The 22509-nt window shown below is 63.9% G+C and carries 20 protein-coding genes; 10 read left to right on the top strand and 10 right to left on the bottom strand.

Annotated elements, in window-relative coordinates; genetic code table 11:
- Positions 1–117: 117 nt before the first annotated feature.
- Positions 118–813, bottom strand: coding sequence for an alpha/beta hydrolase (locus O148_RS0103330; protein WP_026529780.1), 696 nt, complete (start codon positions 811–813; stop codon positions 118–120).
- An 83-nt stretch (positions 814–896) separates the two neighbouring features.
- Here O148_RS0103330 and O148_RS16935 point away from each other — a divergent pair, with 83 nt between their 5' ends.
- Positions 897–1748 carry a helix-turn-helix domain-containing protein gene (locus O148_RS16935; RefSeq protein ID WP_051619777.1) on the top strand — a complete coding sequence of 284 codons (852 nt, stop codon included), beginning with the start codon at positions 897–899 and terminating at the stop codon, positions 1746–1748.
- 125 nt (positions 1749–1873) lie between these two features.
- Here the strand turns inward: O148_RS16935 and O148_RS0103340 are convergent, their stop codons facing one another.
- The 3 genes from O148_RS0103340 to O148_RS0103355 all read right to left on the bottom strand — a co-directional run bounded on the left by O148_RS0103340 (position 1874) and on the right by O148_RS0103355 (position 4721).
- Complete coding sequence (locus O148_RS0103340; RefSeq protein ID WP_026529781.1) at positions 1874–3307, bottom strand: class II fumarate hydratase; 1434 nt, start codon at positions 3305–3307, stop codon at positions 1874–1876.
- 189 nt (positions 3308–3496) lie between these two features.
- Positions 3497–4111, bottom strand: coding sequence for a carbonic anhydrase (locus O148_RS0103350; RefSeq protein WP_026529783.1), 615 nt, complete (start codon positions 4109–4111; stop codon positions 3497–3499).
- 10 nt (positions 4112–4121) lie between these two features.
- Complete coding sequence (locus O148_RS0103355; RefSeq protein WP_026529784.1) at positions 4122–4721, bottom strand: DUF4245 domain-containing protein; 600 nt, start codon at positions 4719–4721, stop codon at positions 4122–4124.
- 70 nt (positions 4722–4791) lie between these two features.
- Here O148_RS0103355 and glpX point away from each other — a divergent pair, with 70 nt between their 5' ends.
- Positions 4792–5820, top strand: coding sequence for a class II fructose-bisphosphatase (gene glpX / locus O148_RS0103360; RefSeq protein ID WP_026529785.1), 1029 nt, complete (start codon positions 4792–4794; stop codon positions 5818–5820).
- Positions 5821–5881: 61 nt separating this feature from the next.
- Here the strand turns inward: glpX and manA are convergent, their stop codons facing one another.
- Genes manA through O148_RS0103380 form a run of 4 tightly spaced genes read right to left on the bottom strand, consistent with a single transcriptional unit; the run spans position 5882 to position 10614 of the window.
- A complete protein-coding gene (gene manA, locus O148_RS14570; RefSeq protein ID WP_075204266.1) occupies positions 5882–7252 on the bottom strand; it encodes a mannose-6-phosphate isomerase, class I in 1371 nt (456 codons plus the stop codon).
- 31 nt (positions 7253–7283) lie between these two features.
- Positions 7284–8936, bottom strand: coding sequence for an LCP family protein (locus O148_RS0103370; protein ID WP_026529786.1), 1653 nt, complete (start codon positions 8934–8936; stop codon positions 7284–7286).
- Positions 8933–9424: a 5-(carboxyamino)imidazole ribonucleotide mutase gene (purE, locus tag O148_RS0103375; RefSeq protein WP_051619818.1), complete on the bottom strand. Its 492-nt coding sequence runs from the start codon at positions 9422–9424 to the stop codon at positions 8933–8935. Before purE ends, O148_RS0103370 begins: the two co-directional genes overlap by 4 nt.
- A gap of 41 nt (positions 9425–9465) precedes the next feature.
- The gene (locus tag O148_RS0103380) at positions 9466–10614 is read right to left on the bottom strand and encodes a 5-(carboxyamino)imidazole ribonucleotide synthase (protein ID WP_035744816.1); all 1149 of its coding nucleotides are present in this window, start codon (positions 10612–10614) and stop codon (positions 9466–9468) included.
- 148 nt (positions 10615–10762) lie between these two features.
- Between O148_RS0103380 and O148_RS14575 the strand changes: the two genes are divergently transcribed.
- Positions 10763–11347 carry a GtrA family protein gene (locus O148_RS14575; RefSeq protein WP_051619778.1) on the top strand — a complete coding sequence of 195 codons (585 nt, stop codon included), beginning with the start codon at positions 10763–10765 and terminating at the stop codon, positions 11345–11347.
- On the opposite strand, the gene O148_RS16940 is transcribed toward O148_RS14575, so the two are convergent.
- Positions 11344–12135 carry a TIGR03089 family protein gene (locus tag O148_RS16940; RefSeq protein WP_026529789.1) on the bottom strand — a complete coding sequence of 264 codons (792 nt, stop codon included), beginning with the start codon at positions 12133–12135 and terminating at the stop codon, positions 11344–11346. The two genes, O148_RS14575 and O148_RS16940, sit on opposite strands and share 4 nt — an antisense overlap.
- Positions 12136–12421: 286 nt before the next feature.
- Between O148_RS16940 and O148_RS18070 the strand changes: the two genes are divergently transcribed.
- From O148_RS18070 to O148_RS14590, 3 genes are read left to right on the top strand one after another with little or no spacing between them, the layout of a single operon-like run.
- A complete protein-coding gene (locus tag O148_RS18070) occupies positions 12422–13000 on the top strand; it encodes a WhiB family transcriptional regulator (protein ID WP_075204267.1) in 579 nt (192 codons plus the stop codon).
- A complete protein-coding gene (locus O148_RS14585; protein WP_075204268.1) occupies positions 12946–16458 on the top strand; it encodes a glycosyltransferase family 2 protein in 3513 nt (1170 codons plus the stop codon). The genes O148_RS18070 and O148_RS14585 overlap by 55 nt, the downstream gene beginning before the upstream one ends.
- The gene (locus tag O148_RS14590; protein ID WP_051619780.1) at positions 16455–18239 is read left to right on the top strand and encodes a DUF5719 family protein; all 1785 of its coding nucleotides are present in this window, start codon (positions 16455–16457) and stop codon (positions 18237–18239) included. The genes O148_RS14585 and O148_RS14590 overlap by 4 nt, the downstream gene beginning before the upstream one ends.
- Here the strand turns inward: O148_RS14590 and O148_RS0103415 are convergent.
- Positions 18236–18823, bottom strand: coding sequence for a metallopeptidase family protein (locus O148_RS0103415; protein WP_051619781.1), 588 nt, complete (start codon positions 18821–18823; stop codon positions 18236–18238). The two genes, O148_RS14590 and O148_RS0103415, sit on opposite strands and share 4 nt — an antisense overlap.
- An 88-nt stretch (positions 18824–18911) precedes the next feature.
- Between O148_RS0103415 and O148_RS0103420 the strand changes: the two genes are divergently transcribed.
- The 4 genes from O148_RS0103420 (at position 18912) to O148_RS0103435 (ending at position 22495) form a co-directional block, all read left to right on the top strand.
- A complete protein-coding gene (locus tag O148_RS0103420) occupies positions 18912–19331 on the top strand; it encodes a DUF3499 domain-containing protein (RefSeq protein WP_026529792.1) in 420 nt (139 codons plus the stop codon).
- 41 nt (positions 19332–19372) lie between these two features.
- Positions 19373–19525 carry a Trm112 family protein gene (locus O148_RS17705; RefSeq protein ID WP_157374474.1) on the top strand — a complete coding sequence of 51 codons (153 nt, stop codon included), beginning with the start codon at positions 19373–19375 and terminating at the stop codon, positions 19523–19525.
- 35 nt (positions 19526–19560) lie between these two features.
- A complete protein-coding gene (gene ahcY, locus O148_RS0103430; protein WP_026529793.1) occupies positions 19561–21033 on the top strand; it encodes an adenosylhomocysteinase in 1473 nt (490 codons plus the stop codon).
- Positions 21034–21232: 199 nt separating this feature from the next.
- On the top strand, positions 21233–22495 hold the full coding sequence (locus O148_RS0103435; RefSeq protein ID WP_026529794.1) for a L,D-transpeptidase: 1263 nt from the start codon (positions 21233–21235) through the stop codon (positions 22493–22495).
- Positions 22496–22509: the final 14 nt, after the last annotated feature.

Below are 22509 nucleotides of genomic sequence, written 5' to 3' on the forward strand. Positions count from 1 at the left end.
CTCTCGACCCTTCTGAGCCTACCCCCTCTCGTTTCGCATCCCCGTACCGCATTCGCATCCCCGCACACGGCTCTAAGTTTGCGGTGCGGGGATGCGAAACGCGGGGGGAGGGCGGGGCTAGAGGCTCTCGGCCGCGTCCAAAATCAGCTCGGCAACCTTGTACGGCTGGGATGCGAGCGAGGCGTGGCTCGCCTCCAATTCGATCGCCTTGACCGGGTTCATGCGCTTGGCCATCATGCGCTCCACCGACGGCGGGATCATCCGATCATTGCTCGAAACCTGATACCACACCGGCTTGTTCTTCCACGCGGGATTCGTCATCCCGGTCTCAAAAATGGCGCCGGCGATCGGCTTCTGCGTCACGGCCATGACGCGGGCGTCTTCATCATCCACGTCCTCGGCGAACGCCCATTGGAACTTGTCCTTGTCAATCCACAGGTAGCCGTGATCGTCGGGAGCGATCGCACTGCCGCCGGCCCCTTCGCCTTCCTCGCCTTCGCCGAGAAGTTGGCCGAGGCTCTCGCCCTCATCCGGGGCAAACGCGGCAATGTACACCAGACCCTTGACGTTCTCGCTGTCGCCAGCGCCGGTAATGACCGCGCCACCATAGGAGTGGCCCACCAAAATGGTGGGGCCGTCCTGATCATCGGCCAGTTGGCGGACCCGGGCGACGTCCTCGTCCAGGGACGTCAGCGGAATCTGCACCGCCGTGACATTGTGTCCGCGATCCAGCAGGGTTGGGATGACGTTTCGCCAATGACCGCCGTCCCCCCACGCGCCGTGGACCAAGATGATGTTGGTTTTCTCTGCCATCGGATACACCTCTCGGTAGATTTTGTGCGTCACGCCAAATAGCATGACCACAACACCATAGGCAGGAAGCACGGCAAATAACCATGACTCAAATCCTTGAAAACTTTGCCGAACGTCCGGACGTGTTTTCCGAGTACCTCGACGGGTTACGGCTCAAGGCGCAGGAAGTGCACCGCGCCACCGCCCGTACCGCAACCATCACGCTCCCCGGCCACGCACTCCTCATCCTGGAGTCGGGAAGCGTGTGGCCCGGAGAAACATCGGCGCAATTCATCGCTCGCCGCGCGCTGCTGATGAACGCGGCGGACCCCGTCGCGATCCGTTGCGAGGGCGCGACCTTCACCGCCATCACCTTCGACTTGACCGAGCGATCGGCGCTGGCCGGATCCGCGAGCATCCCCTACCTCATCGACCTTGGCGACCTCGACGCCGAACCCTGGCTCTCGCTGAGCCTCAACCTCCTCGCCGCCGAACTCGACGACCCGCTCCCCGGCGGCCGCTCGATGATTGAGCGCATCCTCGAACTCGTGCTCATCCAGGCGCTGCGCCGCTGGTCGCGCACCGAAAATCGCAGCGAAAGCTGGCTCATCGCCGCCCTCGATCCGCACATCAACGCCGTCCTCAACGCGATGCACCGCGACCCGGCCCGCGATTGGGACCTGGCCGAACTCGCCGCACGGGTCAACCTTTCGCGCAGCACACTCTCCGCAAAATTCGCCGCGCTGGTCGGCATGCCGCCCATCCGCTACCTCGCCCAGCTGCGGCTGGAAGCGGCGGCCCGCGCGCTCACCTCCACCGCCGCCCCCATCGGCGCCATCGCCAAGGACGTCGGTTACGGCTCCGAGGCCGCCTTCAGCCGCGCATTCTCCCGGCACTTCGGCCTCGCCCCCAAAACTTGGCGCGCCCGCGGCGCCCCCGCACCCCCGTCTATGTAGCGCGAAACGCCCATGTTTGCGTCAACATGGGCGTTTCGCGCTACATAGATGAGGAGAAGAACGACGGCGATGCGCACCTAGGTGAGCATCGCCGTCGTTGTTTGTGGCTGGCAGGAAACGAGGGTCTAGGCCTTGGGTGCCTTGGTCATGGACAGCACGTCAAGGGCTTGATCGAGTTGTTCCTCGGTCAGCTCGCCTCGCTCCACGTAGCCGAGCGCCTCGACGGCCTGGCGGATGGTGAGCCCCTCTGCGACGGCCTTCTTGGCGATCTTGGCCGCGTTCTCGTAGCCGATGTACTTGTTCAGCGGGGTCACGATCGAGGGCGAGGCCTCGGCGAGGTAGCGGGCGCGGTCGACGTTGGCTTCGATGCCGTCGATCATCTTGTCCGCCATGAGACGGGCGGTGTTGGTCAGCAGGCGGATGGACTGCAGCAGGTTCGCGGCCATGACCGGGATGCCAACGTTGAGTTCGAACGCGCCGTTAGTGGAGGAGAGTGCGATCGTGGTGTCGTTGCCGATCACTTGGGCGCACACCATGATGGCGGCTTCGGAAATGACCGGGTTCACCTTGCCCGGCATGATCGAGGAGCCCGGTTGCAGGTCCGGGATCGCGATTTCGCCGAGGCCGGTGTTGGGGCCGGAGCCGAGCCAGCGCAAATCGTTGTTGATCTTCATCAGCGAGTAGGCGATGCCCCGCAGCTGGCCGGACGCTTCGATGAGGCCGTCGCGGTTGGCTTGAGCCTCGAAGTGGTTGCGTGCTTCGGTGATGGGCAGCGCGGTTTGTTCGGCGAGCAGGGCGATGACGCGCTGCGGAAAACCGGCAGGGGTGTTGATGCCGGTGCCGACCGCGGTGCCGCCGAGCGGAACCTCGGCGACGCGCGGCAGGGTCGCCTCGATGCGCTCAATGCCGTAGCGGACCTGCGCCGCGTAGCCGCCGAACTCCTGGCCGAGGGTGACCGGGGTGGCGTCCATCAGGTGGGTGCGGCCGGACTTGACGACGTTTTCGAACTCCTTGGCCTTGCGTCCGAGCGACGCGTCCAGGTAGGTCAGCGCAGGGATCAAATCATTGAGCAATGCGCCGGTGACCGCGACGTGTACCGAGGTGGGGAAGACGTCATTGGAGGACTGGGAGGCGTTGACGTGATCGTTGGGGTGAACGCGGGTCTCGCTGCCTGCCGCTTCCAGGGCCTGGTTGGCGAGGGCGGCGAGCACCTCGTTGGTGTTCATGTTGGAGGAGGTGCCGGATCCGGTTTGGAACACGTCGATGGGGAACTGGTCGTCATAGTCTCCGGCGATGACCTTGTCCGCGGCGTCGGAAATCGCGTCGGCGCGATCCCCGTCGAGGACCCCGAGTTCGGCGTTGGCGAGGGCCGCGGCCTTCTTGATCTGCGCCAGGGCGTGGATGTGGGCGGGCTCTAGCGTGGTTCCGGAGATCGGGAAGTTTTCTACCGCGCGCTGGGTCTGGGCGGCGTAGAGGGCGGAGGCGGGGACCCGCACCTCGCCCATCGTGTCGTGTTCAATGCGGAAGTCTGGGCTTGCAGCCGGTGCGTCATCACTCATGATTCTTATTCTTGCCCTCGACGCGTGCGCCCACAAATCCGCCCGGGCGACCCGCGCAAAAGGTGAGCGGCGCGAAGGTGGAGGCATCGCCGTCGTGCTTCCCGCGTTTCGCATCCCCGTACCGCGTTTCGAGACCCCCACACGGCTCTCAATACGCGGTGTGGGGATGCGAAACGAGGGGGGCGAGGGCTAGAGGGCGCCGAAAGCGTTGACCTCGCCGACCGCACCGTTGTCGAGCTGATACGCGAGGCCGACCACGGCGAGTCGGCCCTCTTCGGTGGCCTTCGCGATGGCCTTGGACGAGTCGACGAGGCGGCTCGTGGTCTGCCGGACGTGCTCGACCACCGCGGAGTGCGTGTCGGTGTGGCCGTCGCGGCGGGCCTGCAACACGGAAGGGGTGATGCGTTCGACCAAATCGCGCACAAAACCGCTGGGCATTTCGCCGGTGTCCACGCTCTCCTCGGTGGCAACCACCGCGCCGCAGGAGTCATGGCCCAGAACCACGATCAGCGGGACGCCAAGGACATCGATCGAGTACTCGAGGGAACCCAGCACCGCGTCGTCAATGACCTGACCGGCGGTGCGCACCACGAACGCTTCGCCGAGGCCCAGATCGAAAATGATTTCGGCGGCCAGGCGCGAATCGGCGCACCCGAACACCACCGCGAAGGGGCTTTGGCCGGCCACCAGGGATGCGCGGCGGGCGGCGTCCTGGTTCGGGTGTTCCGAGGTGTCCGAGACGAAGCGGGCGTTGCCCTTCATGAGGCGGTCATAGGCCTGGGCGGGGGAGAGGGGGGTTGTCATGGCATTCACCTTACGGGGTGGCCGGCGTTTTCAGAGCGTCGAGGTTGATGTTCTTCGCCAGGGTGTCGAAGTCCTCCAGGCTGGCTTTGCCGCTCAAAAGTACGGTGTTGGTGCCGTCGGTGAAGTTCAGCACGGTGCCCTGTTCGGGGCGGTCCCGCAACTCCCAGGTGACTCCCTCGATCGTGCGCTCGCCGGTGATGGGTGCGCCCTTGGCTTGCTGGTCGATCCAGGTGGGGTTGGTCTGATTGGTCTGGGTGAGTTGAATGAACGAGTCATTCGGCGTGAGATATCCCACTTCCCAGCGCGGCACATCGGTGCCGGCGGTGCCCTCGATTCGGGCGAAATTCGAGCGCCAGCCGTCCGGGAGCGTGGGCACCAGCGGGGCGAATCCCACCGAGGATTCGGCTTGGTCGGCGATCGCCGCGACATCGACGTTTCGCTCATAGGATTGCGTTGTTGCACCGGGGGAAAGCAGGAAAATCGGGATCACAATGGCCAGGCAGACGGCCACCGAAATCACCATGCCCTTAATGTTTTGGCGCAGGCGCTTCGCCTGGGATTCGGTGATGACCGGCTTGGGTTGGGCAGGGGGTTGTTGCGCTGGATCCACGCCAACATTCTAGTGCCCTACGGATATGATCAGTGTGAGGAGCAATGACGCCACATCGAAGAGGGAGATTATGTCCGCCGAAAACTCGTATTCCACACTCTCATCCGCACTAGCCGTGAGCGATACCGAGCCGGACCGCAACCTCGCCCTCGAACTGGTGCGCGTGACCGAGGCCGCCGCGATCGCCGGTGGGCACTGGGTCGGTTTCGGCGACAAGAACCGTGCCGACGGCGCGGCCGTGGACGCCATGCGCTCCTTCCTGCAGACCGTACACTTCAACGGCGTCGTCGTGATCGGCGAGGGCGAAAAGGACGAAGCCCCGATGCTCTTCAACGGGGAGCGCGTGGGCGATGGCACCGGCCCCGAGGTCGATGTCGCTGTGGATCCCATTGACGGCACCCGTCTGACCGCGCTTGGCATCAACAACGCACTTGCCGTCCTGGCCGTGGCCGAGCGCGGCACCATGTTTGACCCCTCCGCCGTGTTCTACATGGAGAAGCTCGTGACCGGCCCCGAGGCCGCTGACATGGTGGACCTGCGCCTCCCCGTCAAGCAGAACCTGCACCTGATCGCCAAGGCCAAGGGCAAAAAGGTCAGCCAGCTCAACGTGCAAATCCTGGACCGCGATCGGCACAAGGAACTCGTCCAAGAAATCCGGGACGCCGGGGCCCGCACCCGCTTCATCATGGACGGCGACGTTGCCGGAGCAATCGCGGCCGTGCGCGAAGGCACCGGCGTCGACGCGCTCATGGGCATCGGCGGGACGCCCGAAGGCATCGTTGCCGCATGCGCGATCAAGTCGCTCGGTGGCGTGATTCAAGGCCGGTTGTGGCCCACCAGCGAGGAGGAGCGCGAGCGCGCGCTTGAAGCCGGGCTAGATCTGGAAGCCGTGCTGACCACCAACGACCTCGTCTCCAGCGACAACTGCTACTTCGCCGCTACCGGCATCACCGACGGCGACCTCCTCAAAGGTGTCCGCTACGGGAAGGACAAGGTCTTCACCCAGTCCATCGTGATGCGCTCCAAGTCCGGCACCACCCGCATCGTCGACGGCGAGCACCGCGCCGCCAAGTGGACTAGTTACGAGCGCCCGGTCTAAACCCGCCGAATCTGTGTAGCGCGACACGCCGAGGTTTCCGCATGAGATACGGCGTGTCGCGCTACACAGTTGGGGGGACGGTGACGGCGAAGGCCAAGGGGGCAACGCCGTCGTACGGGCCAGTGCCAGCCGCGCCCGCATCCGCGAAAACGTCCGCGACCGCCCGCTCGCCCGCGCCCGCCCGCCCGGCCGTGCCCGCGCTCGCATCCGCGAAAGCTTCCGCGCTCGCCTCGGCGAGCCGCGCGTTCACCGGCGCCTCTTGATCTCCCGCAAACGCACTGAACCCGGGCGCAACCACCAGATCACCCTTTGGCGAATCCAACACGTACTCCCCGACGATCGGCACAAACACCAGCGGCCCGTTCTGCGCGAGCGAGACCGGCTCGACCCCGCGCGCGGCGACCACCTGAATCTGAAACTCCTCAAACGGCGGCCGCACGATCTGGCGCCCAAACTCGTCCTCGACCGGCGTGATCAGCGGCACCGCGAGCGGCGTGAAATCGATATTGGCGAGCAGCTCCGGCACGTCGATGTGCTTGGGTGTCAGGCCCCCGCGCAGCACATTGTCCGAGGACGCCATCACCTCCACCCCGGTCCCACTCAGGTACGCGTGCACGTTCCCCGCCGGCAGGTACAGCGCCTGCCCCGGCACCAGATCCACGCGGTTGAGCAGCGCGGAAATCAGCACCCCCGGATCGCCCGGGTATTGCTTGGCCAACGCCAGCAGAGTTACGACGGCGTTTCCCACACCGGGTGCCTCATCCTCCTTGGGTGCCTCGAGAGTCAGCGCGAGAGTGCGCGCCGCCTCGGCGATCTGTTCGCCACCGCTGATGAGGTAGCGAAATGCGCCTTCTAAGTCTGCCGCGACAAGATGCTCGGTCACCGTGCGGGCGACCTGCGCGGTGACGGTACCCTCGGGTGCGAGAGTTGAAAAGTAGCGGAAGATCGCCGCGGATTCGGCTAGCGGGCGGAAGCCGCACAGTGCGGCAAAGTCGGTGAGCGCGAAAATCAGCTCGGGTTTGTGATTGTCGTCGCGGTAGTTGCGGTGGGGCGCATCGGGCGCGAGCCCGGCGGCGTTCTCGGCAGCGAACTGCTCTTTGGCGCGTTCTTTGCTCGGGTGCACTTGAAGCGAGAGCGCGCCCCCGGCGGAGAGAATCTTAGTCAGGAACGGAAGTTTCCCCTCGAACTCTTGGGCGACGTCCTCGCCCAAGAGCGCGTTGGGGTCCTCGCTAATGAGCTCATTGAGCGGGACGCCAGAGGTGCTGGCGTCCGCGGATTCGGGTGTGGCGTGCGCGATCGAGGGCGTGTCCGGGTGCGCGCCGATCCACATCTCGGCTTCGGGTCCGCCGCTCGGCGCGGTTCCCAGGAGCGAGGAAACCCCGTTCAGTCGGCCCCAGGCGTAGTCGCGGATGGTGCTGGAAAGGAGGTACACGGCGTGCTGCTTTCGTTCTAGAGCGTCTGGATTATCCCGGCGAGCACTGGCCGTTGCCCGCCACCAATTGTGTGAGTGTGGCAATATCGCCGATCTCGGCGAGGTACTGCAACTCTTCCAAGGTGGCTTGCCGCGGCGAATTCGCATCACCCGCGCCCGAGCCTGCGCCCGTGTCACCCGCACCAGCGTCGCCTGAGCCAGCGCCAGCGTCACCCGAGCCTGCATCGCTGCCACCGTTCCCGGAACCGGTACCTGCCGAGCCTTGATCGCCGCCGCCGGCATCGCTTGCCGGGCTCGGTGGGTTCAAAACCTCGTCGACGCGTTGCTGAATGTAGGCGAAGTCCGGGTAGGTGGTGAACGTGTCGTCACCCATATCCGGCGGCCCGACCGTCAAACGGATGACCGGCTGATCCCGGGACTTCATCGCCAGGGAGGTGAAGGAGCCCAACTGATCTTGCGGGATATCGGTTTCAATCACCTGGGTTCCGGCGTTCGCGATTTCCTCGAACTTCGTCAGAATCGTTTGCGGGTTGATCTGTTTAATGATTGCTTGTTGCACGCATTGCTGACGCAGAATGCGCTCATAGTCATTGGAGAGATACCGCGACCTGGCGAACCACAGCGCCTGGCGTCCATCGAGCTTCTGGGTGCCTGGGGCAATCCATTCCTTGGGCGGGTATTTTTGGGTGGTGCCGGGGATGTCGTAATACTCGATCGGCACCCAATTGCCGACATTGACGGTGATCCCGCCAAGTGCGTTGACCATTTGTTCAAAACCGGCCATGTCAATGATCACGTAGGCCTGAATTTTCATGCCGAGCACGCCTTCGGCGGCGTCCACCATGGCTTGTGCGCCCGGGTCTTTCGCGTCCGGATACAGGTTCGCGTAATTGTTCGTGACCTCGGTGTAGAGGCTGTTAATAATGCATTCGTCGCCGCAGTTGTACCCCTCCGGGTACACGCTCTTCAGCGGAGAGTCATCCGGGAACGGCGCATTTTGCAGGTTTCGCGGAATCGAAATGGTGGTGGCCTGGCCGGTCTTGGCGTCCACGCTGAATACGGCGATGGAATCTGGCCGGCGCCCGGAGCGATCCTCCCCGGCGTCGCCGCCCATCAGGAGGAAGTTGTAGCGCCCCTCCACCGGATCGATCGCGGGCCGTGCATCGAAGATTTCGCTGATCGTGCCGCGAGTGACGTTGAGCAAATAGGCGCCGTAGCCCAAACCGGCGGCCGGAACAATGGTCAGCACCAACACCATGAGCACGGTCACCACCCGCAAGCCCGGTGCCAGAAGCCGCACCTGCAGGAGCCGCAGCGTGTTGAGAAACATGACAACCCAGAAGATCGCCAAGAAAATGAGCAGTGCGATCCACACAAAGATCAAGAAGCGATTCGTGACCAGGTTGATGAGCATTTCCCGGTTCACCACGGCCAGCACAATGGCAATAATGGCAAGCAACCAGGTGGCAAACGTAATGACCAGCGCCTTGCGGCCCAGCTTCTTGTTCCCGGCGGCAATTTGCGCCGCACCGGGCATAAAGAAGGAGAGCACAATCAGCAAAAATGCTCTCTTGGTGCGTTGCGTATTGGTTGCCGCTTCCGGATTGCGCACCGGATCGGTCAGACCGGACGGCCGTGCGCCCGCCGCACGTGCACCGGGGCTCGGGTGTGAGGGATAGCTCATTCGCCCGCTTTCATCGAGGCAACCTGTTCGCGAAGGGATTCGCCCTTGGCATACGCGCTCTGTTGCAGCGAGGCAGCAAAATCGCGGAGCCGTTCACGCAAGACCGGGTCGCCGGAAGCCGCCAGGATCCGCACCGCCAACAGACCCGCATTCCGCGCGCCGCCAATGGACACCGTCGCCACCGGGATCCCGGCCGGCATTTGCACAATGGAGAGCAAGGAATCCATGCCGTCCAAATGCTTGAGCGGAACCGGTACGCCCACCACGGGTAGGGTCGTGACCGAGGCCAGCATTCCCGGCAAATGCGCCGCGCCGCCGGCGCCGGCAATAATCACTTCGAGTCCGCGATCGGCAGCCGCCTGGCCATACGAGATCATTTGCTCCGGCATGCGGTGCGCGGAAACCACGTCCGCCTCAAACGCCACACCGAACTCTTGCAGCAGCAACGCCGCTTCCTTCATGACGGACCAATCCGAATCCGATCCCATCACTATGCCCACGCGGGGCGCGTGAGTTGCTACAGACTCGCTCACGGTGTTTTTCCTTCCCGAATGATCTCGACCACTTCTCTGACCTTAGCGAGAGAACTTTCGAGATTGCTGGAGATCGGCATGTTGACATGCCCGACCTTCCGCCCCGGGCGCACCGACTTTCCGTAATTGTGGATCTTCGCCTCCGGCGCCGCCGCCCACGCAGATGCGTACATGGACGCTAAATCCGCGTTGGAACCGCCGAGGATATTTTTCATGACCGTACCCGAACCCAGCACCGACACCGAAGCCAACGGCAAATCGGCTACCGCGCGCAGGTGCTGTTCAAACTGCGAGGCGGTGCATCCGTCTTGCGTCCAGTGACCGGTGTTGTGCGGGCGCATCGCCAACTCATTAATAAGGAAGGAGTCACCCACCTGAAACATCTCGACCGCAAACGTTCCGACGATCCCCAACGAGCTGCCAATGCGCCGGGCCGCTTCGCTCGCGGCCGCGGCCACCGTCGCATCCAGGTCCGGGGCCGGCGCGTACACCTCATCGCACACCCCATCGACCTGGACGGTATGCACCACCGGCCACACCGCCACGTCGCCGGAAGCATTGCGCGCGGCCATGGCGGACAACTCGCGCTCAAAGGGCACAAACTGCTCAACCAGCACCTGTCCGGAAGAAAACCACTCAAGGATGGCATCGGCGTCGTTCTTCTCGCGAAGCACCGCCACGCCCTTGCCGTCATAGCCGCCCCGCGGTGTCTTGGCGACCACCGGCCAACCAATCTCATCGCCAAACGCCACCACCTCGGCAACCGAGGAAACGGCACGCCAGGCCGGATTCGGCAACCCGAGTTCGTCAATGCGCTCGCGCATCTTCACCTTGTCCTGCGCGTAAATCAGCGCCTCAGGTCCCGGCCGCACCGCGACACCGCGCGCGACCAATTCCGTCAAAAACTCGGTGGGCACATGCTCATGGTCAAATGTGAGAACGTCCACAGTCTCGGCAAACGCGTTGAGGGTCGCAAAATCCCGGTAATCACCGACAGTGGTGGCCACAATGGCGCTCACCGCGGATACATCGGCCGATTCGGCCAAACACCGCAATTCGAGGCCCATTTCCACCGCTGGCGCGGCCATCATGCGCGCCAATTGTCCGCCGCCAACAACACCAATCACAGGAGAATTCACGCTCATTAGCGTACCCAAGTGCGGCGCGGCTCGCGCCATCGAGATCGGCAATTTCGCCCGCCAGGCCATGCCGCGTCCCAGAATCTGGCCTTACAATAATGAGTTGGACCATCTTTGCCGCGCTTCACCGGCATCCATCACACCGCGGAGGGACATGCTGACCCGGATCACCACCAAGTTGCAAAACTTGGCGTCACTGTTTTGGCGAGAACTCGCCAAATTCGGTGTGATTGGCGGAATCGCTTTCATCATTGACTCCGGTCTCACGTGGTGGCTTTTCCACGGCCCGATGTCCGATAGCGAGGTCAAGGCCAAGGTTGTCGCAACGCTCGTGGCCACCATTTTCGCCTGGTTCGGCAACCGGTATTGGACCTTCCGGCACCGCAAACGCAATAACGCCCTGCGCGAGGGGCTGATGTTCGCGCTCATGAACGGCGTTGGACTCGCGATCGCGGCCGGTTGCGTGGGCCTGGCGAAGTACGTCTTCAATATCAACGACAAGTTCTGGCTGTTTGTCGCCGGCAATATTGTCGGCGTGGCGCTTGGCACCATCTTCCGCTGGTTTGCTTACCGATTCTGGGTCTTCAACGAGGAAATGGACCAGGATCCGGCCTTTGCCGGCGACCACGAACTCTTCGAGGGCCAAGAGGGCGCAGACCATGTCCAACCCGTCGCCGCAGGCAAACCCGGCGATCAAGTTCCCACCACGACCGGCCCGCTACCCAGCCAGCAGCCCTAAAGCGTGATTCGCGTGTCGGCCAGTTCGGCGCGCGCCACACGCTCCACATCCTCGGTGCCCGCTTGCACCAGCACCAGCGTGCCGCCCCGCGCCCACACCGAGAGCGCACGTGATAGCGCCGCACTCAAGTGCCGCGGGTTGCGTTCGGCATCAATTCCGTCAAGAAGTACGACGGCGTGTTCCCCACCGGTTGCCTTGCCCGCCTGGGGTGCCGCTCGCTCGAGCGATTCGATGAGCTCATCCAAGGACAGCGACGAGCGCCGGTGCGGGGTGAAGTCATCGGCTTCGAGACGGATCTCTTGCGCAAAGTCGATATCCATGACGTGAAGGTCGCCGCCAAACGCGGTGCCAAGGTTTGTGGTGTCGAGGCGGATCACCGCGGCATAGTCGCTTTCACGATGACCCTGGAGATCGCGCCACCCGTCATCCAGGGAGCGGGAGGTAGCAAGGATATCGGGCTCGAGATGCGCGGAGGCAGATTCAACCTCGGCTTCAATGTTGAGCGAAAAATTTGCCGTCCAGGCGGCGAATGCCAGCGCAAGCGATTTCCAGTGCACCGGAGCGTCGAGAGTGAGGTGCGGCGCATCCGGATTCTCGGTGTGCTGAGTAATCAGGTTCGCCGATTTGGAGACCCAATTATGGAAGACCCGGCCGCTCAGTTCGATGCGTTCGCCATCGGCGTTGTACCAAACCAGGACCGGTTTAGCCGCTAAAACGGTGCGGAAACTCTCGAAAAGCTCGTGGAGCGTTGCGGGCCGTGGGATTGACGAAGCGGTACCGATCTGCACGGTTTTCAGCCTAGTGCGCCGTGAGTGTGTTTGCGCTATTTGGGTCCGGACGGCACGCCCATGCGACGGTCGCCGGTGCTCGGCGTGGCGTGCGAAAAATACGGATCTTCCGGGATTCTTTTGCACAAGTGAGCTTGACGGTAGGCGTATTACAACAGTGTAATTAGATATCGGAATCGAGAAAGCACGTACGTGGCAACGCAGGGGACACTAGGTCAAGTTGCAACATCTGTACATCCACACTTGACCCAACCCACCATGAACAGGCAATCGGCCGGGAGGTAAAATGGAAAGCTCAGCACAGGCGAAGTTCGACTCGCAATTGGCGGCGCAGTCGGCCTCTCAGTACGGGACTCGGGCGGTACCTGCGGACTGGTTCCTCGACCCTGCCGACCCCGAAGCCCAGGAGCGATTCCGTTCCGGCACATCGTTAGAAGAGCAAGCGACCGCGTTCCTCGAAGCGCACACCGCGTTGGACGCCGATACCGAACTCCTCGCCCCAGGTACCGGGGCGGACCTGCTCACCTTCCCGGAACCGGTAGCGCCGGCCGCGCCCAAGAAGACCAGCCGCGCCAAAGAAACTGACAAGCCCAACAACGTCTGGCTGGGCATGCCTCTGGTGGACACCGGATTCGATGACGAGGGCGAGCTCAGCTGGCAAGCAGACGCACTGTGCGCGCAGACCGACCCGGAAGCCTTTTTCCCGGAAAAGGGCGGATCCACTCGCGACGCAAAAAAGGTCTGCGGCGAATGCACCGTGAAATCCGAGTGCCTGGAGTATGCTCTGGCACATGACGAGCGCTTTGGCATTTGGGGTGGCCTCTCCGAGCGCGAACGACGCAAATTGAGGAAGCGAGCAGTCTAATTATTCAGGCAGTATCAGTTACTGCCATTGTTGTAGCGCACAATGGCGACCGGTTCCTCCCCAGAACTCTCAGCGACCTCGGCAAACAAACCCGACTGCCCGATCACGTCATCGGAGTAGATGCCGGGTCCACCGACGACTCCCTACAAGAGCTACGATCAGGCCTGCCCGAAGGAAGCCCCGTAATATCCGGGGACGCGCGCGGGGGATTTGGCGCCCAGGTCCGCGCGGCACTGGAGCATTCGAGCAGTCCGCGAGACTCCGACACGTCCCAACAGTGGCTGTGGCTGCTGCACGATGACAGCGCACCGGCCCCCGACGCCCTCCAACTGCTTTTGGAGGCGGTGGAACGCGCTCCGTCGGTAACCATTGCCGGAGCGAAACTCCTGGAAGGCGATGACCCGGAAAAGCTCCAAGAAGTGGGCTTGAGCATTAGCCGCTGGGCCGAACGTCAAACACTCATTGGAACCGACGAACTCGACCAGGGACAGTATGACCAGCGCAGCGACACCTTTGCCGTCAACAGTGCCGGCATGCTGGTTCGGCGCGATCTCTTTGAGCACCTGGGCGGTTTCGACCCGGCTTTGCACGGCACGGGCGACGATATCGACCTGAGCTGGCGCAACCGTTTAGCCGGTCACCGCGTTGTAGTGGTGCCCGCCGCGCGCATGGTTCACCAGGGCAAGCGAGGCAACCAGAACGCGCACCTGGGTGCCAGCCGCAGCGCCGAAGTGTTCCTGCGGCTAAAGTTTGCGCCGCTGTGGAAAGTGCCCTTCCTCGCCGTCGGCGCGGTTCTTGGCGGTCTGTGGCGTTTCCTCGCCGGCATGTTGGCAAAGAATCCGTCCTACGGGTTCTCGCAACTGTTTGCCAGCATTGCCGGGGTGTGTAAACCGTTCGCACTGATGCGCTCACGATCCTCGGTCAAAAAGACCCGCACTCTGCCGCGCTCGGTGGTCTCCGACTTGATTGTCCCGCGTGCCGAAGTTCGCGCGCACCGCAAAGCACTCGTGGACGTCGCGAGCGAAAACGTCTACGGGGATGGGACCGGCTCCGATAGCGGCGAATACGTTCCCAGCGGCGACAGCGCCGATGATTTTGAATCGCTCGCGACACCCAACCGGCTGTGGTCCGGGTTTGGCGCGATTCTTGCCGTCATCGTTCTGGGCGCGCTGGGTCTCGTTGGCATGAGTTCGCTGATCGGCGCGGAAGCGCTGACGGGAGGGGCGATGTTGCCCGTCTCGGAAAAGCTCACCGAAATTTGGGCCAATGCCTCGACCTGGTGGATTGGTTTAGGGTCGGGACTGGCCGCTCACGCAGATCCCTTCGGCTACGTGCTTTTTGTATTGGGCATCCTCGGCTTCGGCGACGCCAACGCCGCCGTTGTCGCGCTGACTCTGCTGAGCCTGCCGTTAGCCGGACTGTCCATGTGGTTTGCGTCCGCCGCGTTCACCGCCCGGCGGGGCCTGCGATTGTGGGCGGCGTTCTTGTGGGGGAGCGCACCCGCATTGTTTGCGGCCCTTGGCAACGGCCGGCTGGGTGCGCTCATCACCCACATTGTTCTACCACTCCTGTTGCTGGCCATCGTGCGTTCGGTCGGCGCCGCAACGCTCAAGATTCGCGGGTCCGCTCGCCAGCCCGGTGAGCGCATCACGGTAGCCGGTACCGGAGGGGTCCGCTCCTGGACAGCGGCCGCCGCGGCCGGGTTGCTGCTCGCGGTCGTCACGGCAAGCGCGCCTGCGCTGTCACTCGTGCTCATCCTGGCGGTGCTGATACTCATTGTGACCCTGCGCCGCCGCGCCGTCACGCTGTGGTGGACGCTTGCCCTGCCGCTGACCCTCATCGCAGGACAAGCGGTGTTTGGAATCTGGCGGTGGCAGGCTCTCTTGGGCGACCCGGGCTTCCCGCTCTACTCTCAAGCCGCCCCGGCCTGGCAGCAAGTGCTCGGGTTCCCCGCGCAGTTTGATGCGACCGACTCCCTCGCGGCCCTCGGGTTCACCGCGTCGATCCCGGCGCCCTGGGCGCTGATCGCCGCTATCTGCATTGGCGGACCGCTGGTCGTGGTGGCCATTGCCTCACTGTTCCTCGGCGGACCCAAGCGAGTCATGGCGCGTTACCTCTGGGTGCTCGCAGTGCTGGCGCTCGTGAGCTCGGTGCTGAGCCAAACCGTGGTGACGGCGGTAGCGCCCAACGCGCTGGTGAGCCCCTTTACCGGTCCCTTCGTGTCGCTACTCGTGTTGTCCTTGGCCGCCGCCGCGCTCATCGGCGCGGACCGATTGCTCACCCGGCCGGCACCCCGGGGTGAAATTTCCCGGCCCGATGCTCGGCCGCGGGTGCGTGCGGTAGGAGGCATCGCCGTCGTGCTTCTTGCCATTTCCCCGCTGGTTTCCGCCGGGCTCTGGCTGCTTCCCCAACTCACCGGGGCGCAGGCGGGGCAAGACAGCACCTTGCTGGCCGCGGAGAAGCAGGTGCGCTCTTCGAGCCCGGAACTGATTCCGGCAACGGCCGCCGACCGGGCGCTGAGCGGTGAGCGCACGGCGACTCTTGTGCTCACGCCGGATGATAGCGACCGGGTTCAAGCCAGTCTCATGCGCGGGGCCGGGACGAGCCTGGATCAAATGTCCACGGCGTATGTCGCCAAGGATTTGCGCGGCACGGCCTTTGCGCCCGAGATTGCCGAGGATGATGGTGCAACCGCGGTGCTCAAGCGGACCGTGGCGAGCATTGTGGCAGGTCAAGGCACAGACCCCCGGGCCGATTTACGCGAACTGGGCGTCGCTTTTGTGGTGCTTGCCGATCGGGGTACCGCAAGCCAGGTCATGGCACCGCAAATTGACTCGGTTGTCGGGCTCTCGTCCGTGGGGAAGACCGATACCGGCTGGCTGTGGCGCGTGGGCGGTGCGATCAGCGAAGGCGGCGAAGAAAGTACCGAGTACGCCACCGGTTTTGCGCGCATTTCGGATGCCAACGGGGCAACCCTTTCTGTCGTCGATGCCGGGCCGCTGAGCGTGAACACGTCGATCGATGCGGGGCCGGCCGGACGCGAGCTGGTCCTCTCCGAGCGCAGCGACCGGGGCTGGGTTGCGACCCTGGACGGTCAACGCCTCGAACCTTCCGGTGGCGATGGGCAGGACTCCTGGGCGCAACGCTTTGCCTTGCCGGAAAGCGGCGGACTGTTGAAGGTGGAGTACCGCAGCCCGTTCTCGCCATGGCTGGAGATCGCACAAGTACTCGTGCTGGCGCTGACCGTGCTGTTGGCAATTCCACTGCCCACCGGCGCGCGCACCGGGCGGGCTTCGCCTGCGCCGCAGCGGGCTGGGGCTACCGGCACGGGGCGAAAGCGGAAGCCCGACCAGGAGAACGCCGCAACGCCCGCGGCTCCGGCGGTTGCGGCGGCTGAAGACACTGATGAAACTCTTCCGCGCAAAAAAGACAACGATGAGGCACAGGTGAGCTCATGACCGACAAGCCGAGCGAACACGAGAGCCCCAAGGAAAGCTTGCGCCCGCGCGGCAGCGAACGCAAGCAGGAACGTAAGCTGGAGCGCAAAAAGGCGAACCGCGCCGAGGCACGGGCCGCGGCGGCGAAAGTCAAGCCGTTTGAAAAGCCCAAGGCCCGCAAACGCGAGACCGCAAGTGCGCGCGGCACCTCGGGCCGCCGGGTGGTCGGCGTCGCCGCGTCGGCGCTTTTCGGTGTGGTTGCGGTCGGTGCGCTGGGCGCGGCGGCCGTGGGAGCGAGCGTCATTGACCTGCCCACCCCGGCCGCACCGCGCGATGCCACCATGCAAACCATTCCCGCCGGTCAACTCAGCGCGGTCTGCCCGGCGGCCCCGCAAGTTCTCAACAGCGCACTCGATGGGACAGACGCGCAGTTCGCCCCGGGCTCCTCATCGGCGTCGGCGCTGGTGTCCGGCACCCTGATGAGCGAACTATCCGGTGTGTATCCAGAGACAGCGGTGAAGTCCATCGACGGTGCCACGCTCCTGCAACAGGTTGCCGAAGCGCCGAAAGACACCGGGGACCAAGCCGCCGCCCAAGGGCGCTCCGACAGCGGCTTCACAAACCTGAGCGCCAAGCTCTTCCGCGGCATTGAAGCCGAAGCGGCGAGCGTGGTGACCGCGATGCCGCTCGGCGGACAAAGCGCATTGGTGTCCTCCTTGAAAACCTACAGCGCCTCGGACGGCGATCTGCAAGGCATAGCAGCGCAGAACTGCACCGCACCGATGAACGACCAGTGGCTGGTCGGCGCCTCGACCAAGGTCGGCGTGACCTCGGTGTTGAACCTGAGCAACCCGACCCAGACCGCAGCCACCGTGAATCTGAGCCTGTTCGGAGGCGAGGAGCCCATCGATGCCGCCGGAGCGCGCGGGATACTGGTGCCCCCGGGACAAACAAAATCGATCGTTCTCGCAGGACTTGCCGCCAATCAAGCGGACCTGGCGGTCCGGGTGCAGAGCACCGGCGCCGCCGTGGGCGCATCGATCCAGACCTCAACGCTGCGCGGCCTCACACCGGGCGGCGTGGACTACATTGCGTCCAGTGCCGCACCCTCGCTCAAAAAAGTGCTGACCGGTATTCGCCTCGAAGACCCCAAGCTCCTGCGGGATGTCAAGAACAAGACATCGGACGAGCAAGCGAGCAACGCTTTGCTGATCTCGGCCGCGGGATCCTCTGACGCGACCGTCGAAGTCACCCTAGATTCGACAAAGGGGTCCGTTGATTTCCCAGGCGGTCGCGTGACAGTGCCCGCAGGCACGGTCACCGAAATCCCACTCGAAGAGGTGCCCGCAGGTAATTACTCGATCACGCTGAATTCTGACGGATTGATCGTGGCGGGTGTGCGCACGCTCTCGGCAACCGAGGCCGATAAGCCCGTGGATCTCGCGTACGTGAGCGATTCTCCGCAGTTGGGCTCGCAACAACTGGTGAGCCTGCCCAACGGTTTCGATGCGCGGCTGTATTTTTCCAGCGGCGACGCGTCCGGGGACATCCGCATGACTCCGGTGGACAGCAACGGGAAGCTCGGCAAGGAAGTCACCATGACCACCGCCGCGAACACCACCCTCGAAGTGGACTCGGGAAAGCTCGGCAAGGACACCGCCGCCATACTGGTCTCCGCAAGCGGCGCTCCCAGCTATGGCACGCTCACCTTGAGCGCGGGTAATCGGGCCGCGATCGCGACGGTACCGATTCTGCCGGTCGCCGGAGGCACCCAGCAGGTCCCGCTGAGTATCGCGCCCTAAAACCGCTCCTCGGGAAACCGGTAGCGAGGGTCCACGCTCTGCGGCTCTAAGCCCTTGAGCCGGGCGAATTGTTCCACCGTGACATCGTGAATCAGCGCGGCCAAAGACTCCTGGCCGTGCGCGCGTTGTTGAATCGGCATGCGATAGAGGACGATCCGGGCCGGCGAACTCACCGTCCGGTCCTGCGCTCCCGCCAGCGCCCCAGCCGAGGGAACCAGCGCTGGGATCGCCTGCCCCAAAGCAATGGGATGGGGTCCGAAAGTATCGGCGCGGGCACCATCTACCGGCACATCGGGCGCGTCAGGCACGTCCATGAGCACAAAAGCGATGTCGCTGACCTCGTTGCCCCAGAGCTCTTCCAGACGCTCGGCGGACTCCAACATGTAACTTTCAAACAGTTCGGTCGGGGTGCGGTGCCACGGGACCGAGGCGGGGTAGAGCGAATTTCGGGGAGCCTTGCCGCGGCGGTTACGCCGCAACCTGCGGGGCACCTGGCGCGTCGTCTGCCCGTCACGCTCACTCCTGCGCCGCTCGGCATTGGTGCTCTCTGCCACCTTCGCCGGCTCGCCAATTCGCATGGACATAGGGCACACTCTAACGCACCGGGCAACACCCGGGCGTTTGAATAATGTCCTGGGCTATGTTCCGAGATCGGGGCGGTACGCTAGATGCGTGGTTTCCATTCGACAGTGCTCGCGTTCGGGCTGCTCTCAGGCAGCGGTCGCAACCCTGACCTACGTGTACGCGGATTCCACCGCGGTCCTGGGCCCGCTGGCGATTCATGCGGAACCGCACTCCTATGATTTGTGCGCCGACCACTCCGAGCGCCTGACCGCCCCGCGCGGTTGGGAGGTGTTGCGCCTGGAGATCCCCAGCGAACCGGCGCCCCCGCAGGGCGATGATCTGCTCGCCCTGGTGGACGCGGTCCGGCAAGCCGCACAGGGAACGCCCACCTCCGCCCAGCGCGCAGGTGGCGGTGAAGGAGCATCCGAGCCGCATTCCGGACGGCCTAGCGACACGGCACAAGGTAAAACTCGTCTGGCACCGCCGGGTGCGGATCCCAAGCGCTCGCACCTGAGAATTATTCACTAATCGACACCCCCGCCCCACAGATACACCTGAGAAGGAGCATGATGGCAGAACTCGCGCCCGGATTCGTGGCAATCCTTCGCGAACCGCGAACCCTGGACCACTTACGCCAAGAACCGGACGCGCTGGTCGCCATTCGCTCCAAAAAGAGCTATCCGATCGAGGATGGCATTCCGGTACTTTTGCCCCAACGCTGAGCACCCCAAAATCCCCCGACCGATAGAGGACACCCATGCCCCTTGACTACAAAGTAGCCGACCTCTCTCTCGCCGAAGCGGGCCGCCACCAAATCAGACTCGCCGAGCACGAAATGCCCGGACTCATGGCGCTGCGCGAGGAGTACCGGGACCAACAGCCCCTGAAAGGCGCCCGCATTGCCGGCTCGCTGCACATGACGGTGCAGACCGCGGTGCTCATCGAAACCCTCGTTGCCCTGGGCGCCAAGGTGCGGTGGGCGTCCTGCAATATTTTCAGCACCCAGGATGAGGCGGCCGCAGCGGTGGTCGTCGGCAACGGCACCGCCCAGGACCCCCAAGGCGTCCCCGTCTTTGCCTGGAAAAACGAGTCCCTGTCCGAGTACTGGTGGGCCACCGATCAGATCATGACCTGGCCCGAGGGTGCGCCCAATATGATCCTGGATGACGGCGGCGACGCCACCATGCTCGTCCACAAGGGCCTGGAATTTGAGAAGGCCGGTGCCGTTCCGCCCGCTCCGGAAAAGAACGACGACGATTACTCTCCCGAGTATGTGGCTTTTCTTGACCAGCTACGCGCCACCTTTGCCGAAGACCCCGAAAAGTGGACCCGGATCGCCCCCGAAATTCTCGGCGTCTCGGAGGAAACCACCACCGGCGTGCACCGCCTGTACCACTTGGCCGAAAACGGCGAATTGCTCTTCCCGGCTATCAACGTCAACGATTCGGTGACCAAGTCCAAGTTTGACAACAAGTACGGCATCCGCCATTCGCTTCCCGACGGCATTAACCGAGCCACCGATGTGCTGATCGGCGGCAAGGTCGCGGTGGTGTGCGGTTACGGTGACGTGGGCAAGGGCGCCGCCGAGGCTCTGCGCGGCCAGGGCGCCCGCGTGATCGTCACCGAAATCGACCCGATCTGTGCGCTCCAGGCCGCCATGGACGGTTACCAGGTCGCGATGCTCGAGTCCGTGGTCGGCGAGGGCGACATTTTCATCACCACGACCGGCAACAAGGACGTCATCCGCGCCGAACACATGAGCGCCATGAAGGACAAGGCGATTGTGGGCAACATCGGCCACTTCGACAACGAGATCGACATGCTCTCCCTCGCGGCCCTTCCCGGCATCGAGAAGGTCGAAATCAAGCCGCAAGTTCACGAATGGGTGATGGATCGCGGCACCGAGCACGAGCGCAGCATCATCGTGCTCTCCGAGGGCCGGCTGCTCAATCTGGGCAACGCGACCGGGCACCCTTCCTTCGTGATGAGCAATTCCTTCGCCAACCAGACCATCGCCCAGATAGAACTCTTCACCAAGGCCAACAGCTCCGAGCCCAGCGAACGCTACCAGAACCAGGTCTACGTGCTGCCCAAGATCCTGGATGAAAAGGTCGCCCGCCTGCACCTGGACGCGCTTGGCGTCGAGTTGACCGAGCTGTCCAAGGAGCAGGCCGAGTACCTGGACCTGGACGTCGCCGGTCCGTACAAGCCGGACCACTACCGCTACTAACCCCCCCGTTTCGCATCCCCGTACCGCATTTCAAGAGCCGTATACCGCTCAATATTTGCGGTACGGGGATGCGAAACGAGGTCAGCGCCGGGCGGGGGCGGCGCCCGCGGGACCCGCGGCACCCGGGCTAGGCGCGAGGCGCGCGCATGCGGCGCGCCGCGAAACCCGATCCCAGTTTCGCGCCATAAAATAAGTAGCAATGAGCGAGCTGACTGAACCCCTAGCACCCCGAAAGCGCGGCGGGCTGCGCGTATTGGTGACAATCGCCGTCGTACTTGCGGTGCTCATCGGCGGAGGAACCGTGGCCGCCCTCACCGCGCCCGCCTGGGCCGGTATGAGCGCGGCAGAGGTGCTGAACCCCAACCCCGCATTGCGCCCGGGCATGTCCGCGCCGCTAGCCAAGGACATCCACCTCGCTGGCGTCCCCAAGGACAAGGCCACCGAGGTCAACCCCGGCACCCCGATCAAGGTGTCGGCCGATAATGGGCAGGTCCGCTCGGTCACCCTGGTCGCCAAGGACGGTACCGAGATCGCCGGCAAGGTCAGCGAGGACCAAAAAACCTGGACCAACACCGACAGGCTCGCCTTCAACGCCAACTACACGCTCACCTCCGAGGTCATCGACGCCGCGGGGCAGACGCAGAAAAAGACATCCAGCTTCGCCACCGTCACCACCCCCAACGAGGCCGACGCCTGGATGTACCCGATGCCGGACACCACGGTCGGGGTCGGGCAACCGATCGAGATCCGTTTTAGCGAGCCGGTGGAGAACAAGGCGGAGGTGCTCAAGGCCTTTAACGTCTCCTCCACCAGCAAGCAAGAAGTGAGGGCGCGCTGGGTTAATGACAAGAAGGTGCGCTTCCGGCCCAAGGATTACTGGGCGGCGAACTCGACCATCACCGTGGATGTGAAGCTTTTCGGCGTCGAGTACGGCAACGGGATGGTCGGCAATTTCGATGACACCTGGAAGGTCAAGATCGGCGAACGCAAGATCGCCGTTGCGGACGCGAAGTCCAAGCAAATGACCATGTACGTCAACGGCAAAATCGTCAAACAGTACCCGGTCACCATGGGCGGGAAGGACTGGCCCTCATCCAACGGCGTCAACGTGATCATGGACCAGTACCCCAAGATCCGCTTCGACGCCTCCACCATTGGGCTGAAGCCCGGCGACCCGCAGTGGTATGACCCCTTTGACGCCAAGAACGCGTCCCGCCTGTCCAACAACGGCGAGTTTGTGCATGAGGCGCTGCCGGCCGCGTTCCCGGTCCTCGGCAAGGAGAACATCTCGCACGGGTGCATCGGCATGTCCCCGGAGGCGGCCAAATACTTCATCGACAATATGACCCGCGGCGACGTGGTGGACATCAAAAACGCCGCCGGCCCGCCGATCAGCATGGAAGCGGGCATGGGGGACTGGAATATTCCCTGGGACAAGTACGCGAACACCCCGGCTGAATAACGACGGCGATGCCC

Source organism: Haematomicrobium sanguinis DSM 21259, from assembly GCF_000688395.1.
GTDB classification, from domain to species: Bacteria; Actinomycetota; Actinomycetes; order Actinomycetales; family Micrococcaceae; genus Haematomicrobium; species Haematomicrobium sanguinis.

Excerpts from the sequence above, each read along its gene's own strand:
- O148_RS0103330 (WP_026529780.1), bottom strand. The coding sequence starts at position 813 with ATGGCAGAGAAAACCAACATCATCTTGGTCCACGGCGCGTGGGGGGAC.
- O148_RS16935 (WP_051619777.1), top strand. The coding sequence starts at position 897 with ATGACTCAAATCCTTGAAAACTTTGCCGAACGTCCGGACGTGTTTTCC.
- O148_RS0103340 (WP_026529781.1), bottom strand. The coding sequence starts at position 3,307 with ATGAGTGATGACGCACCGGCTGCAAGCCCAGACTTCCGCATTGAACAC.
- O148_RS0103350 (WP_026529783.1), bottom strand. The coding sequence starts at position 4,111 with ATGACAACCCCCCTCTCCCCCGCCCAGGCCTATGACCGCCTCATGAAG.
- glpX (WP_026529785.1), top strand. The coding sequence starts at position 4,792 with ATGTCCGCCGAAAACTCGTATTCCACACTCTCATCCGCACTAGCCGTG.
- O148_RS0103370 (WP_026529786.1), bottom strand. The coding sequence starts at position 8,936 with ATGAGCTATCCCTCACACCCGAGCCCCGGTGCACGTGCGGCGGGCGCA.
- purE (WP_051619818.1), bottom strand. The coding sequence starts at position 9,424 with ATGGGATCGGATTCGGATTGGTCCGTCATGAAGGAAGCGGCGTTGCTG.
- O148_RS0103380 (WP_035744816.1), bottom strand. The coding sequence starts at position 10,614 with ATGAGCGTGAATTCTCCTGTGATTGGTGTTGTTGGCGGCGGACAATTG.
- O148_RS14575 (WP_051619778.1), top strand. The coding sequence starts at position 10,763 with ATGCTGACCCGGATCACCACCAAGTTGCAAAACTTGGCGTCACTGTTT.
- O148_RS18070 (WP_075204267.1), top strand. The coding sequence starts at position 12,422 with ATGGAAAGCTCAGCACAGGCGAAGTTCGACTCGCAATTGGCGGCGCAG.
- O148_RS14590 (WP_051619780.1), top strand. The coding sequence starts at position 16,455 with ATGACCGACAAGCCGAGCGAACACGAGAGCCCCAAGGAAAGCTTGCGC.
- O148_RS0103415 (WP_051619781.1), bottom strand. The coding sequence starts at position 18,823 with ATGTCCATGCGAATTGGCGAGCCGGCGAAGGTGGCAGAGAGCACCAAT.
- O148_RS17705 (WP_157374474.1), top strand. The coding sequence starts at position 19,373 with ATGGCAGAACTCGCGCCCGGATTCGTGGCAATCCTTCGCGAACCGCGA.
- ahcY (WP_026529793.1), top strand. The coding sequence starts at position 19,561 with ATGCCCCTTGACTACAAAGTAGCCGACCTCTCTCTCGCCGAAGCGGGC.
- O148_RS0103435 (WP_026529794.1), top strand. The coding sequence starts at position 21,233 with ATGAGCGAGCTGACTGAACCCCTAGCACCCCGAAAGCGCGGCGGGCTG.